Origin of the sequence: Neobacillus terrae (assembly GCF_011393025.1) — a bacterium.
Taxonomy (GTDB): Bacteria; Bacillota; Bacilli; order Bacillales; family Cytobacillaceae; genus Neobacillus_A; species Neobacillus_A terrae.
The window spans coordinates 75,213-91,782 of sequence record NZ_JAAOEO010000018.1 but is presented as its reverse complement, the minus strand read 5'-3'; the positions used below and the strand labels follow the sequence as shown (position 1 = coordinate 91,782).

Sequence of the window (16,570 nt, the reverse complement as noted above, 5' to 3'; positions counted from 1 at the left end):
TTAAGAACTTTTAAACTGGTAAATGAATAGAGTTTATCCTCAAGAGGCTCTATTAATAGCTTATTAGACATTATTTGGAACCATATTATGTTTATTAAGGACTTTCTCCTTAAAAGATACATGTCGTTTGTTCTCAAGAAAGCTTATTAAGAACTTTTAAACTGGTAAATGAATAGAGTTTATCCTCAAGAGGCTCTATTAATAGCTTATTAGACATTATTTGGAACCATATTATGTTTATTGAGGACTTTCTCCCCCTAAAATAGTTTCCGTTTGTTCTCAAGAAAGCTTATTAAGAACTTTTAAACTGGTAAATGAATAGAGTTTGTCCTCAAGAGGCTCTATTAATAGCTTATTACACATTATTTCGAACCATATTATGTTTATTAAGGACTTTCTCCCCCTAAAATAGATTCCGTTTTTTCTCAAGAGGGCTTATTAAGAACTTTTAAACTAGTAAATGAATAAAGTTTGTCCTCAAGAGGCTCTATTAATAGCTTATTAGACATTATTTTGAACCATATTATGTTTATTGAGGACTTTCTCCTCAAAAAATACATGCCGTTTGTTCTCAAGAAAGCTTATTAAGAACTTTTAAACTGGTAAATGAATAGAGGTTGTCCTCAAGAGGCTCTATTAATAGCTTATTAGACATTATTTGGAACCATATTATGTTTATTAAGGACTTTCTCCTTAAAAAATACATGTCGTTTGTTCTCAAGAAAGCTTATTAAGAACTTTTAAACTGGTAAATGAATATTGTTTGTCCTCAAGAGGCTCTATTAATAGCTTATTAGACATTATTTGGATTCATATTATGTTTATTGAGGACTTCAAAAAATACATGCAGTTTGTTCTCAAGAGGGGCTTATTAAACTCATATGACAATAAAATTAACTGTTTTTCCTGAGATTTGCTTACTGTTGACAAAATTTTTATAGACATGTAAAAAGGGTTTTTATTTATAAAAAATAGAGGTTGATAAAATGAAAATAAAATTGGAACACATAACAAGAAACAATTGGGAATGGGCGCTGAAACTGCGAATTAAGGATTCCCAAAGCAAATTCACCCCCGAAGTGGCAGTATCCCTTGCTAAGGTATATATCAAACCTGATGGTGATAACGTCGAATATATTCCTTTTGCCATCTATGCCGATGAAACCATGGTCGGATTTATCATGCATGCTTATGAAGAAGATACACCGAATATGTATTGGATTAACGGTTTTTTGATTGATGAAAGATATCAGGGAAAAGGATATGGTAAAGCAGCAATGCTAGAAATCATTCATTGGATAAAAACAAAATTTCCCCAATGCCAGGAAATTCGGTTAACCGTTTATAAGGACAACGAGGCTGCACGCAAACTTTATAAAAATTTAGGATTTCTTCCAACCGGTGAGGTATTGGGAGAAGAGGATGTTTTCTATCTTTCAGTTAGGAGGGTGTAATCATGTTAATAAAACCAAAAAGGCTCCAGCCGGAAGATACTATAGCGACAATAAGTCCCTCGTGGGGAGGTGCTGGCAATCCAGATCTTCGTTGGCGTTACGAACAAGGCGTAAGGAGATTAGAGGAAGTTTTCGGTCTTAAAGTTGTTCCAATGCCGAACAGTTTGAAAGGAGCGGAGTTTCTTTATCAAAATCCAAAAGCTCGGGCTGAAGATTTGATGACTGCATTTAAAGATCCTACTATTAAAGGAATTTTTGCGAATATTGGCGGTGATGATATTATTCGATTGCTTCCCTATATTGATTTCGACATTATACATAAAAACCCTAAAATTTTTATGGGTTATTCCGACATAACCATTTCACATTTATTCTGCCATAAAGCAGGCATTTCATCATTCTATGGACCTTCAATTTTAGTTGATTTTGCCGAAAATGTGGAGATGGACCCTTACACCGTTGATTCGGTGAAACGCTCCCTTTTTTCTAATGAAGCTATCGGTGAAATTATGCCTGCAAACGAATGGACCAGTGAACATTTAGCTTGGGATGAAGTCAATAAGGACATCAGGCGTTCAAAGCGGCAGAACTCTGGCTACGAGGTTCTCCAGGGAACAGGAGTTGTTCAGGGCCGTTTAATTGGTGGCTGTATTGAAGTCCTGGAGTTTGCGAAAGGAACAGAAATTTGGCCAGACGAGAGGTATTGGGAAGATAGCATTCTATTCTTTGAAACATCAGAAGATAAACCGGATCCAGCCCTAATTAAATATTGGCTCAGAAATTATGCCGTTCAAGGAATACTGCAAAAAGCAAATGGAATTATTTTTGGGAAACCCCAGGATGAAAAATATTACGAGGAATATAAGGAAGAGCTTAAAAGGGTCATGAAGGAATATGGTCAGAAAGATTTGCCGATCCTTTATAATTTGAATTTTGGCCATACTGAACCAAAGTTTATTTTGCCATACGGGGCAATGGCAGAAATCAATTGTGTAAAAGGAACTTTTTCGATCCTCGAAAGCGGAGTGGAATAATAAATTCAGAGGGGGAAAGAAATACCTCGTTTGGCTGTGATTTTTATGTTCATCTTTTAGTCGCATCTGTGACCGGATGTCTCGAAACCCTAAAGGATGATACCGGAAACATAACATTTGTTGCTTTTAAATCAAGATATTATGATAATTTATACATCGGAACTACGATTTAGCCATACGTTTCAGAGAGTTGATTCCATTGAGAACAATAATGAGATTAGTAATTAAAAAACAATCATTATTAAGGTTAGCATAGGCTCATTTACTGACTCAGTGGCATCGGTTTAACAAGGAACAAGATATTTGGAAATTAGATATCCCTCCAATTACTGATTAAGAAGGAAGTGCAGCGTCATTATATTTTTTATAAATGGAAATCTAACAGTTCGCCAGCTAGAAAAAAAAGATAATTACCTGCTTGCAAAATGGCTCTCAGACCCGACTGTTCTGGAGTTTTACGAAGGGCGTGATAATCACTTTGATCTTGAAAAGGTAAATAACGTCTTTTATAAATCCGAGCGCGGGCAAGTAAGATGTATTATTGAATATGAAGGCTGTGACATTGGTTATATTCAATTTTACATATTAGATGAAGAATCGAAAGAAGCTTATGGTTATTCACAAAAAGAAACGATATACGGAACGGACCAATTTATAGGTGAACCAGATTATTGGAATAAAGGTATTGGCACCTTACTTGTATCGTCAATGGTTCAATTCTTAATAGAGCAGAAAAAAGCTGACCGGGTAGTGATGGATCCCCAAGTAAGAAATGAAAGAGCAATCAAGTGCTATGAGAAATGCGGATTTAAAAAGGTGAAAATCCTCCTTAAGCAAGAGCTGCATGAAGGAGTTTTTCAGGATTGTTGGCTGATTGAGTACCATAATAATTAGTTTCTTTAAATACGAACTGATTTATTCAATTCGTATAATTGCTGATTAGTTAGAAAAAACTAAACACAAAAGTAATTAAGGGGTTTAGTAATGAAAATAATGAAACCAATCCAGATTAGCGCTAAAAAATTAAGCCCTAATCAAAAATTTACTGCCGCGGAAATGGGGAAACTTTGGGCTACCTATGTCGGAAACAGTATGTCCAATCAGATTTTAAAGTATTTCCTTAGGAATGTAGAAGATAAAGACGTTAAACTGCTTCTTCAAAATGGATTAAATCTAACTGAAGATTTTATGTCCAAAATAGTGGGGTTCCTTAAGGGTGAAAACATCCCTGTACCTATAGGTTTTACTGAAAACGATGTAAATCTCGATGCTCCACGTTTGTATCAGGATGATTTTTATGTGCACTATTTGAAATATGCATGTAAAGCGGGGATGAGCCTGTATGCTGTCGCTATTCCCTTAGTCCTGAGAGAGGATGTCCGAGAATTTTTCGTCAAATGTAATGAATGTACAGTGGTTTTTTTAGGACAGATAAATAATGTTTTAATTGAAAAAGGCTTAATGATCAAAGCACCTGAAATTCCAACTCCTGAAAAAGTTGATTTTGTAAAAAAACAAAGTTATCTAAATGGCTTTATAGGTGAAATACGACCGTTGCATGCATTAGAAATAACCCATCTGTATGATAATATTGAGAGCAATACGACAAGCAAAGCATTGTTAATAGGATTCACACAGGTAGTAAAAAATGAAAAGGTACGCGATTTATTTAAACGCGGATTAAATATCACCGACAAAATCATTGAGCAATGCAGTGAAAAGCTGAATCACGAGGGACTGCCTTCACCTACGTTGCTTGATCACTTAGTAACCACTTCAACCTTTTCGCCTTTTTCAGATAAACTCATGTTATTTCATAAAGTAGACATGTTCTCCATAAAGATAAGAGCGTTTGGCAACTCAATGGCCGTGAATGGAAGAAAAGATATAGGTTTTCTTTACGCAAAATCCCTAATGAATGTATCATTATTTGTAGAAGATGGAGCTAATATTTTGATTGATCATGGCTGGATGGAAGAACCTCCAAAAGCCGCTGACCGAACGAAATTTGAATAAAAGAAAAAAGCTGCCGCGGCAGCTTTTTTCTTTTATTAAACATTAGAATCCATCGGTTGAGGGGATGACAGAGAGGTTGAAAAATTGCTCCTTAATCCATCGACCTTTCAATTGTAGGGCTGTTTTATACTTAGCATCTTTGATTAAAGTATTTAGGACATTCTATGTGTTATTTTTACAAATTCTTGGAATTTTATGATAGTATGATAGATGAATAGCTTGGAATTTTTTATTCATTCAGTACATAATTAGACAATATTTTCAAGGATTTTACATTCAAGTTAAACAGGGGGAGGCAAAAATGGTGAACTTATCTACAAAAAAAAATAAGAATAAGAATCACTTGCCTGCAAGATTAAATTTTCTTTTCTTCGTTGTATTTGTATTGTTTTCAGCACTGATTCTGCGGTTAGGAATTGTTCAGATTGTTTATGGTGAGACCTACAAAAATGAGCTTAATAAACAAGATGTTGTTCCCGTAAATTCATCTGTGCCCCGTGGCCGTATTTTTGATACAAATGGGAAGTTGATTGTTGGCAATAAACCATTAAAGGCTATTACCTATACACGGGCAAACAATGCAGATCAGAAAGAGATGTTAAGGACCGCAACTAAATTAGCAGATCTTATAAGTAAAGATACGGAAGAGGACTTTAAAGCTATTACCAAAAGGGACAGAGAAGACTTCTGGATTATCAAACATCCATATGAAGCGAAGGCTAAAATAACTAAAGAAGATGAAAAAAAATTAAAGAAAAGAGACTTAGATACGAAAGAGTATAATAAAGAAATCTACAATTTAACCAGAAAAAGAATAACAGAACAGGAGTTGAATTCTTTTTCTAAGCAGGAATTAGAGGTGCTTGCTATTTTCCGTGAAATGTCCAGTGCAACTGCCTTAATTCCTCATATTATTAAAAATAAAAATGTAACGGATGAAGAGTATGCCATCGTAAGCCAGAATCTTGATACACTTCCGGGTATTGAAGCAACCACCGACTGGGACCGGGATTATGTATTAAAAGAACAGGATGGAAGCAGTACATTAAGTTCCGTTCTCGGAAAAGTGACAAGTTCAAAAGAAGGTTTGCCGAAGGACCAGCTTGATTATTTTATGGCTGAAGGTTATAGCAGAAATGACCGGGTGGGCAAGAGCTATCTGGAACAGCAGTATGAAGATGTGCTTCAGGGCCAAAAGGAAATGGTCAAAAATGTTACAGACAAATCAGGCAATGTTATAGATTCAGAGGTAATCAAAAAAGGAGAAAGCGGCAAAGATTTAGTGTTATCTATTGATGTCGACCTGCAAAAGAAAGTCGAAGACATCATTCAAGATAAGCTTGGAAAATTTAAGATTGGCCAGCCTTACATGGACAGAACTATGGTATCAGTCATGAATCCGATGACTGGTGAAATGCTTGCCATGGCCGGCAAGCAATATGTAAAGGATCCTGAAACAGGTAAAACAACCATAAATGATTTTGCTTTGGGAAATATGACAACCTCCTATTCAATGGGATCGGTTGTAAAGGGAGCCACTGTTTTAACCGGATATCAAACTGGAGCAATAAAGCCAAACACCTATCAATATGACCAGCCACTAAAGTTTAAAGGTACACAGGTGAAGAAATCCTGGAATACGTCCGGTTTTGGAAATATTAATGATTTGTACGCTTTAAAGCGTTCATCCAACGTCTATATGTTCTTAACGGCCATGAAAATTGGCGGACAGCAGCAATACGTGAGGGAGGCCCCGCTGCGTATCAATAAAGTGGCCGCAATCAACAAATTAAGAAACAATTTTGCCCAATTTGGATTAGGGGTGAAAACGGGCATTGATCTGCCAGGAGAAATGTCTGGATATGGAGTTGGTCAAATACCTCAAGATGCCGGTAAAGTGCTTGACTTCGCCATCGGACAATACGACACCTATACACCTTTACAGCTTGTACAATATGTTTCTACCATTGCTAACGGCGGTTACCGTCTTCAGCCGCACTTAGTCAAAGAAATTCGAGAACCAGATTTTAGTTCAAATCAATTGGGACCAGTTTTTCAGCAAATCCAGCCTAAGGTCCTTGATAAAATTGATATGAAGGAAGAATGGATTAAACGAGTTCAAGAAGGATTCAGACTGGTTGTAAATGACCCGCAGGGCACAGGATACGGAACCATTAAAAACAAACAATACAAGATTGCTGGAAAAACAGGAACAGCCCAGGCGTTATACGACGGACCATTACCTATTCACCCAATGACATGGGACGTAACGTTTGTGGGGTATGCTCCATACGACAATCCTGAAATTGCACTTTCAGTAGTCGTCCCTTGGTCTACAACTGACAAAACACATGTAAACTTAGAAATCGCTGACGAAGTATTTAAAGCGTATTTTGAACTAAAGGCACAAAGGCAACAACAAAAATAAAATTTTAAAAATGAGCTGTCGTAGGCAGCTCATTTTATTATCAAGAGGTGGAGATATGCCGGGATTTCTTATTATTATGGGCTTTTTAATATTGGTCATTATAGTGCTTTCATTATTATTTCAGGGATATACCTACTTAATTTCAGTTAGGAATATTTTAAAAAACATAGAAAATAAGCTGGATCAACTTATTAAGCAAAATGGAGTGAGAGTACCCGTTGAACAGGAGCCTAAAGACGTATAAGTTTAGAAGAAAACTCAGGTTGAGGGATTTGGAAGTCTTTATGGCTTTCAAGAACAACATTTCATTGGGATATTTGGTCATTGAAGATTTGCGGAGACCTCTCATGTTAGAGGATATTGGAACCACCTTTCAATACATGGAGAAAGAGGATATTGGCGTCTGCAACAATATTCTTAAAGTGGACATCGTATCGGATGAACCTCTATCGCAGGAAGATAGTGTAATGATTGAGACTTTTGCAGATGGGTTAGTGGATCTAAAGGATAATTGCGTTCCATATAACAACTATAAAGTAGATACAAAACTGTTTGAGGAAATGCCGTTGACGGAAGATGTTCCTTTTTACCAAACTTTATTAAATTCAATCGGGTCAAACTATGACATTTCCAGACTGAATTTATCCAAATTGATGTATTCATCACAGGACTAGAGCGAGTTTCCACTCCTTTTTCATGCCTTTGAAGTTATATGTAAATATTGGCATGAGTATTAACAGACAAATGATTCTGAGGACTTGACCGAAAATGAGCTCCTCAATGACTTGGACTTGTAGAATACCCACTTACCATAAAAGAAGTAGGCAGTGGGAATTTTAATAGAATTCAAATTTAGTGATAATGAATAAGTTTATGATATTCTTATGTTTAAAATAGTGAACTTAGAGCATAGGATGCATGAATTCAAGGAGGAGTATCTCACCTTTTTTGATAAAAGTAAAGGAGATAAAATATGGGCGATTTATTGTTTTTTTTGATCGTATTTTTTCTTTTAATATTATTTGTGATATCCTTTGCGCTTTTTATTAGAAGAATGCTTATTCATTCAAACACCAGAAATCACAGCAATAAAAGCATTGAGGAAAAGCTTGATCGAATAATTGAACTTCTAGAAAAAAATAATTGATAGAGGTTTGATATAAAAAGATAAATTAGACAAAGCGCGTTGCAGAAACATTAAAGAGGTGGAATGATTGAGGCAATTTTATATTTTAATAGCTGCATTATTTGAAATCGTCATACTCATTGTAAGCAGTAAGCTCGCTGCACATTATTTTGCTTCTAACACTGATCTTAATCCAAAAAGCACTTCCTTACTTACTTTATTGTTTATGGTCTTTATTCTTTTGGGATTTTCTTTATGTGCTGCCGTCGTGCTTATTTTTCAAAGAAAAAAGGTTATTTAAAAAAATAAAAGCTAATCAGCATAGTCTGATTAGCTTTGTTCGTTGTTATTATCTTCAGAAGATACGTGTTCAAATAGTTGAGAAATATAACCTTTTAATTCAAATCCTTCCTCACTAGTAAACTCTATTAATGAAATGTTTTCTTTTCTCATTTAAAATCACCTCTATAAGTATTTTTTGTTCTTAGTGTGTATATTCCCCGTTCAGAAACTTTTAATCAGGCAAAAATTAGAAGTTTAAAAAATTAATACCATCCTACATTTATATTTTTAAAGATAGAAGAATGAGGGTATACAGAGCTTAGACAAAAGTTAAGCAGGTGGAAGAATGACAACAAGATTAGCAAGAGTTTTAGTTTTAGTATTTTTTATTTTGGCTGGATTTAGCCAAGAAGCTGTATTCGCAGAGACAAATAATAAACAAGTAATCCTTATTTCTTTTGATGGAATGAGAAATGATTTAATGAGGAGATATGTAAAAGAAGGCAAGCTTCCTCATATAAAAAAGGTATTTAAGAATGGGACAATTGCAAAATATTCAACGACAATCAGCCCTTCACTTACGGCACCGTCCCATGCAGCAATCGCAACAGGAGCGAGTCCGCTGAAAACCTCTGTCGTCAGTAATGTATGGCAGCAGTCAGGAGCCTCCTTGACAAATAAGAAGGACGCCTTTTTAACTAGGCCAGAGGTTGATCCTCTTTGGCTAGAGGCAAAACAGCAAGGAAAAACAACAGCAACGATTGCGTTTCCTGGGGCAGTGCCTCAAAAAGGCAAAGAGGCAGACTACACAGTTTATTATGGAGAAACATGGTCCCCAAGTAATAACGATAAGCTGACGTTCAGAAAAGCATCAAACTGGAGGAATACTCCGAAAAGCTATAGTACACCCAAGGAATCTGAACTCCATATTGAGATGAAAAATAAAAAAAATCAAACTTACTATGTTTTGGCGATAGATACAACCAACGACAAAAAGATTAATTATAAAAAATTCATTGTTTCAAAAACAAAAGAGCTAAATCAGGAAGATAAAGCAATAAATCCAGGGAATTGGGGTTCCATTAGCATCCCTGTAAAAGATGGCCAAACTGCCGGGTTCTGGTACCGTTTCTCCCTAGGTGATGAGAAATTAGAAAAGGAAACGGAAATGTATAGAACGGCTGTTACTTCAGGCCGCATTGATGGACCTGATCATTTTAAAAAAGAAGTTAAAGACCGTTTTGGCTTTTTTCCAGTTGAAGCAGATGACACTGCTTTTGAAAAGGGATGGATTACTAGAAAAGAGTACGAGCAAATTTCTGAAAGATTCGTAGAATGGGTTACGGATGTTTCCCTTTTTATCAAAAAAGAGTATAACCCAGATTTGGTTATATTATATGCTCCTCAAATTGACCATCAAGAGCATCGCTATTTAATGTCTGATCCTCGTCAGCCTGGATACTCTCCTGAAAAATCAAAAAAGTATCAGAACTATATTGAATGGTCATATAGAGTTGCAGATACAGTGGTTGGCAAAACAGTTAAGTCTCTTGATAAGAATGATATCTTGTTCATTGTTTCAGACCATGGCATGGAACCTGCGCATTCCATGCTTGAGCCTAACAAGGTACTCAAAGACGAGGGCCTACTGGTTTTGGATGAAAAGGGGAATGTCGATCCTAAAAAAACAAAGGCGATCGCAATTCCGAGCGGTTCTGCTGCCCATGTATACATTAACCTTGATTCAAGAGAGAAATCAGGAATTGTTCCGCAAAAGAACTATAAGAAGGTAAGAGATGAAGTTATAAAAGCCTTTAAGGACGAAAAAATAAAAAGAACTGAAGGTTCAAAAGTGGTATCACATTACGCAAAAGAAATGTGGGACAGCCTTACAAATGAAGGGTTGACACTTTCATCTATCAAAGAAGATACCAAGGATATGACTGGTTACATTACAAATAGAGAAGTTCATCTATATGAGGAGGTAAGGATACTTCATAAAAGTGAAAAAGCGATAAAGAAGGATAATCATGAAGGGGACATCCTGTTGATGGCAGCACCTGGGTATATAATGGGGAATGGTGCATCCGAATCAGTAAAACCTTCACCTGAACTTGGAACTCATGGAGGAAATCCATATAGAGAAAAGCTTAAAGCTGTCTTTATGGCAGCAGGTTCCGATATCGAAAAAGGAAAACAAATTAAACCTGTTTCTAATTTAGATATTGCACCTACAGTTTATAATCTCCTAGGTTTAAAAACACCTTCCTTTGTCGAGGGGAAAAGGATAAAGGGATTAATAGATAAATAGATTACAAGGCGATTCAGTTAAAACTGAATCGTTTTTTATTAAAAAGAAGAGGGGATGGAGAAGGCCACTTAAGGATTAACGCGGAGTATACCCAGGTTGGTAATTCGGTTGGAAATCCTAATTTTTTCTATCATTTTTTTATTAAAAAACAAAGAAATTTAAACGTTTTTAATTTAAAAAACGATTTTTTTATTAGCCTGGTTCTTCAAATTATTTAAAAAGTACTAATTTTTCTCTCAAATACCTCACCAACATTTAATTAATGCAAGAATTCATCCATGAAATGCACGAGTATATATCGGTAATGCACGAATTCATCCAAGATATGCACGAGTTCATCCAGGAATGCCGAAATTAAAAAGGCAACCGAACCAACTGGCTATCCTGAATACCCGACTTTTTTTATTGACCACAAACCGAAGAAAATGACCAACACCCAGCTGCAAATCTGCAGCTGGGTGTTTTTATTAAACCCTTAAGGCCCACCACTCAAGGTATAGATGATTAAATTCCCGTTTGGCTTTTTAAGAAATAAAAGGGTAGAAACCTTATCATTTCGGATTGTATCGTAAACAGGGAGTCCAATCACTTTTTCACCAGTTTCAATAAACTTGTGGCCTTCGCCAAATTCTTTTTCGAATTCCAAAGAAGTAAATTCCCTGCCTGGACCTAAGTAAGCACGTTCTTTATACCAAACTCTATCATAGCCATACACAATCCAATGTAATGAGTGATTTAAATTTCCATCACTCTTTGCCAATACAGGAACTCCTCGAACACTTATAACAATTAGCAAAACAAAGACTAAAACTATTGAGATAACTTTGTTTTTTTCAGACAGAAACTCATCTCCCTTTTTGTTCAATTTTACCAGATACTAGAAAATGTAGTATATTTTATTAAGAACTATCATTTTACAAAAGGAGATCCTACATATGGGGAATAATAAAGAGGTAAAATATATAAATCCAGAGGGAATGCCTCCAACTTTCGGTTATACACATGTGGTAGAGGTGAAGAATGCCCGATCGATTTATATATCTGGGCAATTGGCGCTTGATAACGAAGGGCAAATAGTCGGTAAAGGTGATTTAGCCACACAAACAAAACAGGTTTTTGAAAATATAAACAAGGCTTTAGAAGCAGCAGGAGCCTGCTTTAAGGATGTTGTGAAATTAACTTTTTTTCTGACCGACATTTCAAATATGAAGGTTGTAAGGGAAATTCGCGATCAGTATGTCAATACGGCAAATCCGCCAGCAAGTTCTGCGGTTGAAGTTCGAAAGCTTATCAGTGAGGATTTTTTAATTGAGATTGAGGCAATCGCAGTTGGAGACTTATAATTTCCCCGGCTGGTCGTCTTAAACTAGGAGTGCTTTATGTGCAGTGGTTAAAAAATCTTCTTGTACTTATAGTTATGATCATTTTGACTATATTGGTTTATGTTTTAATCGTTTTCTTACAAGAAACTCTATTTGTACCGGATAATTATCTATTATGGGTTTTTAAATCACCCGGCACACAGTTAGCGTTTATTTATGAATTTTATATCTTTCCTGTGGTTTTCTATCTTTTTAGCAAGGACTTTAGGGAAATGATTCAGGAATTTTTTAATGGCTCTAAAGGTCAAATTTTTAAAAAATATAGAAAAGAATTACTTTCTGTTTTTTTGATTATCAATATTCTGCTGTTTTATTTAATCGTTACAGATGTTGCTGTTGTAACGAAAAAGAAGATTATTGTTTTTTCCTTTCATTACCCGCAGGGAAGAGAGTATAGCTATTGTGATATTAAAAAAATTAGTACAGGTATATATGGAAAAAAAGAGTTTTTACCCAAATTTCATTCTAAGGGAGATTTTTTTTACATTATCGAATTAAAAAATGGGCAAAAAATTGATTTAGCAGATGTCGGCGGGGTGAATCATGACAAAGACGAGAGATTTGTTATTGAGGATCTGGATAAAAAACTAGTAAAAATGAATATTCCTAAAGAGGCAAGTATGAGAAATTTTCAATATGCAGAGAAAGAGCTGGCTAAAATTTATACAGACAAAATAGAGAGTATTATAAAAAACAAATAACGTGCTTAGTGCACGTCATTTTTAAAAGGTAAGGGGGAGTTAATATCGAATTTGTATATGGTGCCTAAGGAACTTGTCGGTACAAAGTTAATACTTTCTTAAATATATTAAAAGAACAACAGCCCGAACTTTACGTGACATATATTAAAAAATATTTTGACCACCCGGACAGACATAAACTGCTAAAGAGGCAAATCCCGCAGCTGAATTGTTTATGGAATGATGTCATTCACTTCTTTACCTTTACATCCAAATCATATTTATCAAGCCCTAAACAGCTTAGGAGTTAAACCTAAAGAAGAGCAGCTATTTTTTAAAATTCCAATAGAAAGACTAGTCAAAAATAAAAATGTCTTTTATCTATGCTCAGAGGAGAAATACAAGCCATTAACCGGAGAAATCGAAGAGAGCGAAATTAGATTAATAGCGCCAGATTGAATATAAAGAACTTACAGAACTTTCATCAGCGACAGCAAGGTATTACCAAAACGAAATTATAAAGGGAAACCGATTCGGTCTTTTTCAATACATTCCACACCTATTAAGCCTGGAGAAGTGGATATTCTAAACGTAGAGGTTGTCACCTGGAATAAAACTGAATAAAATAAACCCCTCAATCTGAGGGGTTTATTTTACATATCCTGCTTTACTGTTTTCCGTTTTTGGCTGCCTGGCCAGAAAGCAAATTTGCCAATCCAAACGGTAAGTGCTGGTACTAAAAAAGGCCTGACTATAAAGGTATCAAGTAAAACACCAAGCGCAGTAATCGTTCCAAATTGGACAAGGATTTGAATTGGAAGGGTAGCCAGAACGGCAAAGGTTCCCGCCAGAATCAAACCTGCAGAGGTGATGACTGAACCTGTTTCAGCAACACCATCTCTTACTGCTTCAGCAAGAGGGACCCGGCGTGCTTTTTTCCAGATGCTCGAAATCATAAATATGTTGTAATCTTCGCCTAATGCCACGATGAAGACGAAGGCATACAAAGGAATGAATCCCTGGATCGCCTGGACATCAAACAAATAATGGAGTACAACCCATCCTAGGCCAAGTGCACTGAAAAATGAAAGCAGCACGGTCGCCATCAAGTAAACCATAGCGACAATAGAACGCAGGTAAATGAACAGCAGAACCGCAATTGTAGCAATAATAACCGGAATCACGATACTCTCATCTCGGTCGGTTGTTTCCCTTGTGTCATATTGCTGTGCTGTTTGGCCTGAAACCCAAACATTTTTTGTGGAGACTCCAGCATCTATAAGGGCCGTTTTTGCTGCTTTCTTAATGGCAGGAATCTGATCCATTGCTTTATTGGAATATGGATTTTCCTTAAGTTCAACGTCATAGGATAAAAGGTTTTTATTGTTCTTTCCCTTTTTCGGCTCTGAAACCTTTGATACAAAGGATAGTGCTTTCAAATTATCCACGGCGTTAACTTCTTTTCCTTCCGTATCAATCATAACCTGAACAGGTGCTAACTGACCCGGAGTAAAATGGTCAGAAATAATTTTAAATCCTTCCCTTGACGGCATATCCTTTGGAAAGGAGGAAAGAGTGTCGAAGGTATAGGAAATTTTGCTCGCGGAAAAAGCAAAAACACCTAACAAAATCGTTGTGATAATCGCTATCATTTTAGGATGTTTAGTAATAAACTCGCCTAAAGCAGTTCCAATTCTGTGCTTTCCTTTTATAGCGGGAACTGGTTTTCCTTTGCGGAGTGCACGTTCTTTTATCATTTCCTCTGTTCTTGGAATGAAAGGGAAAAAGGAAATCCTGCCGAAAATCCCAAGTAAAGCAGGAACCAAAGTTAAGCTTGCGATCATCATAATAAAAATTGATAAGCTAAACGGGATAGCAAAGCGCTGAATAGAACCATAATGAGCGAGAAGGAGTGCTAATAAGGAAAATACTACTGTCAGGCCACTCATGGCTATTGCCCCTGAAGAACCTCCCAAAGCTCTTTTTAATGCAGTCATTTTGCTTTCTTCTTCCTGTAAAACACTTCTGAACCGGGCAATCAAGAATAAACAATAATCGGTTCCTGCTCCAAAAAGAAGAACAGTCATGATGGAAAGCCCTTGAGAATCAAACGTTACCCAGCCTTCCTTGCCTGCTGCTCCAAGTATTGGGTTAATTACCCCATAAGCAAATCCTACTGCGACTAAGGGTACAAAAGCCAGGATAGGGGAGCGATAGATAGCGAGAAGGAAAACCAGAACCAATAGAACAGTTGCAAACAGAAGTTTAAAATCTCCCTGTGAAAAAAGTGCAGTGGCATCTACTTCAATTCCTACAGGGCCCGTAACTCTAACCACCAAACGGTCTTTATTTGAAAGTGAGGCTTTTAACGGATTTTTATCAAATTGGGAATCCGCTATTTTATCTAACTGATCAATACTTTTATTCAATTCCTCTGTGCTTGCCTTCTTATCAAACAAAATAGGATAGACGAACGTGGTTCCATCCTTCGATAGCTGGTGTTTTAATACAGGCAGGGGCAGCTTATGAAAAGGAGGTGCCTCCGTCTGAAAGGGAATAGGGTCGGTGGTTATTTTTTCAGAAAAGCTCTGAATTCCCTTTAAGTCTTCATCTGTAATTCCCGTAGCTCGATACCAGGTAAGCAGCGCTGGTTTTCCGCTGCCGGAAGGAAATTCTTTTTCCGCAAGCTCTTGAGCAACAACGGAAGGCTGCTTATTTTTTAAGTTAGCTGCCAGATTATCCTCCTGTGTGTTTGCCTGTGGGAAAATAGAATTTAGTAATCCAGCCACGACAATCCAGATGGCAAGAGTAATCCATTTTCCCCATTTCCCTCCGACAGAATCTGAGTATCTTTCCAAAAAGCTTTTTTTCATTTTTCCCTCTCCTTTTACTTATCAAGTGATAAGTACCACATAAATCGATTTCACATATACAAATATATTTTTAGCATAGTTGGTTATGAAATATTTATCAAGTGATAAGCGGCTGGCAAAAAAATATAATGAAATTATATTTTTTATTAGCCAGAAGATAACCCGTATAAAAGAACATTCACAACCATATTTACATGCTTTTCATATACCCTTTTTTGATCCTGTGGGGCTGCATAGCGAGCCTCAAAAGGGGAGTGGCTTAATAAATTAAGAAGAAGGAAGGCCGAATTAACCGGGGTGGTTCCATAATCACCAGGATGTCGTAGTTCGCCGGCCTCCAGTCCTTTCGCAAAAATCTCAGAGATAGGAATAATAAATCCATTAAACCAGCTATCGGAAATAAGTTTTCTTGCATCTTCTGATAATTCCTGCTGTATATCCCGGAACATTTGGCTCATATCCTCAGGCTTATTAATTAAGATAAAGTATGCAACCTCGACCAGTCTTTCCTTTAAATCCTTATGGCGCTTGATGATTCGTTCAAGCCCGGTCTTTGTTTTATGTATTTCGTTTAAAATGACTTCTATATATAAAGCTTCTTTATTTTTAAAATGATGATAAAGTGCAGGCTGGGTCAAACCGCACGCATCCGCAATCTGCCTGGTAGAGACTGCGCGATATCCGCTTTCCATAAACAGCTTGTGCGCTGTTCTAATAATTGTTCTCCTTGTTTCTCCAAGATCATCTGTTTCATTAAGTTTCATCCTTCAAAATCCTTTCAAGCTTGTTTTCTCCGCACTAAAAGTCTATTTGGCTGTTAATCTTATATTAACGGTCGAATTTTAACAAGTCAAAGCTGGGATTAAAGAGAAGAACAAAAGGCGCAAGCGTCCTGTTCAGATGATGAAAGGCTAAATACGCCACGTCCTGTGGCAACGCCTTTCTGACCCACGTCCTATGGGCCTCCAACAGGCATAAGACGAA

Annotated in this window: 16 protein-coding genes; 12 read left to right on the top strand and 4 right to left on the bottom strand. The window is 36.5% G+C overall.

All coding sequences use genetic code 11. The features are described 5' to 3' along the window. The first annotated feature begins 986 nt into the window (after nucleotides 1-986). The 9 genes from G8761_RS20390 to G8761_RS20350 all read left to right on the top strand — a co-directional run bounded on the left by G8761_RS20390 (nucleotide 987) and on the right by G8761_RS20350 (nucleotide 8,359). Nucleotides 987-1,454, top strand: a complete 468-nt coding sequence (locus G8761_RS20390; protein ID WP_166029811.1) for a GNAT family N-acetyltransferase — start codon at nucleotides 987-989, stop codon at nucleotides 1,452-1,454. Nucleotides 1,455-1,456: 2 nt separating this feature from the next. Then, entirely contained in the window at nucleotides 1,457-2,488 is a 1,032-nt protein-coding gene (locus G8761_RS20385) for a S66 family peptidase (protein WP_166029810.1), read from the top strand. A gap of 357 nt (nucleotides 2,489-2,845) precedes the next feature. Next, nucleotides 2,846-3,382, top strand: coding sequence for a GNAT family N-acetyltransferase (locus G8761_RS20380; protein ID WP_338001003.1), 537 nt, complete (start codon nucleotides 2,846-2,848; stop codon nucleotides 3,380-3,382). Nucleotides 3,383-3,472: 90 nt separating this feature from the next. After that, a complete protein-coding gene (locus tag G8761_RS20375; RefSeq protein WP_166029809.1) occupies nucleotides 3,473-4,504 on the top strand; it encodes a DUF3231 family protein in 1,032 nt (343 codons plus the stop codon). A 301-nt stretch (nucleotides 4,505-4,805) separates the two neighbouring features. Further along, nucleotides 4,806-6,932: a peptidoglycan D,D-transpeptidase FtsI family protein gene (locus G8761_RS20370; RefSeq protein ID WP_166029808.1), complete on the top strand. Its 2,127-nt coding sequence runs from the start codon at nucleotides 4,806-4,808 to the stop codon at nucleotides 6,930-6,932. Between the two features lie 55 nt (nucleotides 6,933-6,987). Next, on the top strand, nucleotides 6,988-7,176 hold the full coding sequence (locus G8761_RS20365) for a hypothetical protein (protein ID WP_166029807.1): 189 nt from the start codon (nucleotides 6,988-6,990) through the stop codon (nucleotides 7,174-7,176). 103 nt (nucleotides 7,177-7,279) lie between these two features. After that, complete coding sequence (locus tag G8761_RS20360; RefSeq protein WP_166029806.1) at nucleotides 7,280-7,606, top strand: hypothetical protein; 327 nt, start codon at nucleotides 7,280-7,282, stop codon at nucleotides 7,604-7,606. Between the two features lie 299 nt (nucleotides 7,607-7,905). After that, on the top strand, nucleotides 7,906-8,079 hold the full coding sequence (locus G8761_RS20355; RefSeq protein WP_166029805.1) for a DUF4083 domain-containing protein: 174 nt from the start codon (nucleotides 7,906-7,908) through the stop codon (nucleotides 8,077-8,079). A gap of 67 nt (nucleotides 8,080-8,146) precedes the next feature. Then, the gene (locus tag G8761_RS20350; RefSeq protein WP_166029804.1) at nucleotides 8,147-8,359 is read left to right on the top strand and encodes a hypothetical protein; all 213 of its coding nucleotides are present in this window, start codon (nucleotides 8,147-8,149) and stop codon (nucleotides 8,357-8,359) included. Nucleotides 8,360-8,388: 29 nt separating this feature from the next. Here the strand turns inward: G8761_RS20350 and G8761_RS27700 are convergent, their stop codons facing one another. Continuing rightward, nucleotides 8,389-8,511, bottom strand: a complete 123-nt coding sequence (locus tag G8761_RS27700) for a hypothetical protein (protein WP_275940727.1) — start codon at nucleotides 8,509-8,511, stop codon at nucleotides 8,389-8,391. Nucleotides 8,512-8,686: 175 nt separating this feature from the next. Here G8761_RS27700 and G8761_RS20345 point away from each other — a divergent pair, with 175 nt between their 5' ends. Next, entirely contained in the window at nucleotides 8,687-10,651 is a 1,965-nt protein-coding gene (locus tag G8761_RS20345; RefSeq protein ID WP_166029803.1) for an alkaline phosphatase family protein, read from the top strand. Between the two features lie 475 nt (nucleotides 10,652-11,126). On the opposite strand, the gene G8761_RS20340 is transcribed toward G8761_RS20345, so the two are convergent. Beyond that, nucleotides 11,127-11,411: a hypothetical protein gene (locus G8761_RS20340; protein ID WP_166029802.1), complete on the bottom strand. Its 285-nt coding sequence runs from the start codon at nucleotides 11,409-11,411 to the stop codon at nucleotides 11,127-11,129. Between the two features lie 175 nt (nucleotides 11,412-11,586). Between G8761_RS20340 and G8761_RS20335 the strand changes: the two genes are divergently transcribed. Continuing rightward, complete coding sequence (locus tag G8761_RS20335) at nucleotides 11,587-11,994, top strand: RidA family protein (RefSeq protein ID WP_166029801.1); 408 nt, start codon at nucleotides 11,587-11,589, stop codon at nucleotides 11,992-11,994. A 251-nt stretch (nucleotides 11,995-12,245) separates the two neighbouring features. Next, the gene (locus G8761_RS20330) at nucleotides 12,246-12,734 is read left to right on the top strand and encodes a hypothetical protein (protein WP_166029800.1); all 489 of its coding nucleotides are present in this window, start codon (nucleotides 12,246-12,248) and stop codon (nucleotides 12,732-12,734) included. Between the two features lie 632 nt (nucleotides 12,735-13,366). On the opposite strand, the gene G8761_RS20325 is transcribed toward G8761_RS20330, so the two are convergent. Then, nucleotides 13,367-15,586 (bottom strand): MMPL family transporter, encoded by a 2,220-nt coding sequence (locus G8761_RS20325; RefSeq protein WP_166029799.1) that lies wholly within the window; start codon nucleotides 15,584-15,586, stop codon nucleotides 13,367-13,369. Between the two features lie 146 nt (nucleotides 15,587-15,732). Continuing rightward, entirely contained in the window at nucleotides 15,733-16,350 is a 618-nt protein-coding gene (locus tag G8761_RS20320; protein WP_166029798.1) for a TetR/AcrR family transcriptional regulator, read from the bottom strand. Nucleotides 16,351-16,570 lie beyond the last annotated feature (220 nt).

Excerpts from the sequence above, each read along its gene's own strand:
- G8761_RS20390 (WP_166029811.1), top strand. The coding sequence starts at position 987 with ATGAAAATAAAATTGGAACACATAACAAGAAACAATTGGGAATGGGCG.
- G8761_RS20385 (WP_166029810.1), top strand. The coding sequence starts at position 1,457 with ATGTTAATAAAACCAAAAAGGCTCCAGCCGGAAGATACTATAGCGACA.
- G8761_RS20375 (WP_166029809.1), top strand. The coding sequence starts at position 3,473 with ATGAAAATAATGAAACCAATCCAGATTAGCGCTAAAAAATTAAGCCCT.
- G8761_RS20370 (WP_166029808.1), top strand. The coding sequence starts at position 4,806 with ATGGTGAACTTATCTACAAAAAAAAATAAGAATAAGAATCACTTGCCT.
- G8761_RS20365 (WP_166029807.1), top strand. The coding sequence starts at position 6,988 with ATGCCGGGATTTCTTATTATTATGGGCTTTTTAATATTGGTCATTATA.
- G8761_RS20360 (WP_166029806.1), top strand. The coding sequence starts at position 7,280 with ATGTTAGAGGATATTGGAACCACCTTTCAATACATGGAGAAAGAGGAT.
- G8761_RS20355 (WP_166029805.1), top strand. The coding sequence starts at position 7,906 with ATGGGCGATTTATTGTTTTTTTTGATCGTATTTTTTCTTTTAATATTA.
- G8761_RS27700 (WP_275940727.1), bottom strand. The coding sequence starts at position 8,511 with ATGAGAAAAGAAAACATTTCATTAATAGAGTTTACTAGTGAGGAAGGA.
- G8761_RS20345 (WP_166029803.1), top strand. The coding sequence starts at position 8,687 with ATGACAACAAGATTAGCAAGAGTTTTAGTTTTAGTATTTTTTATTTTG.
- G8761_RS20335 (WP_166029801.1), top strand. The coding sequence starts at position 11,587 with ATGGGGAATAATAAAGAGGTAAAATATATAAATCCAGAGGGAATGCCT.
- G8761_RS20330 (WP_166029800.1), top strand. The coding sequence starts at position 12,246 with ATGATTCAGGAATTTTTTAATGGCTCTAAAGGTCAAATTTTTAAAAAA.
- G8761_RS20325 (WP_166029799.1), bottom strand. The coding sequence starts at position 15,586 with ATGAAAAAAAGCTTTTTGGAAAGATACTCAGATTCTGTCGGAGGGAAA.
- G8761_RS20320 (WP_166029798.1), bottom strand. The coding sequence starts at position 16,350 with ATGAAACTTAATGAAACAGATGATCTTGGAGAAACAAGGAGAACAATT.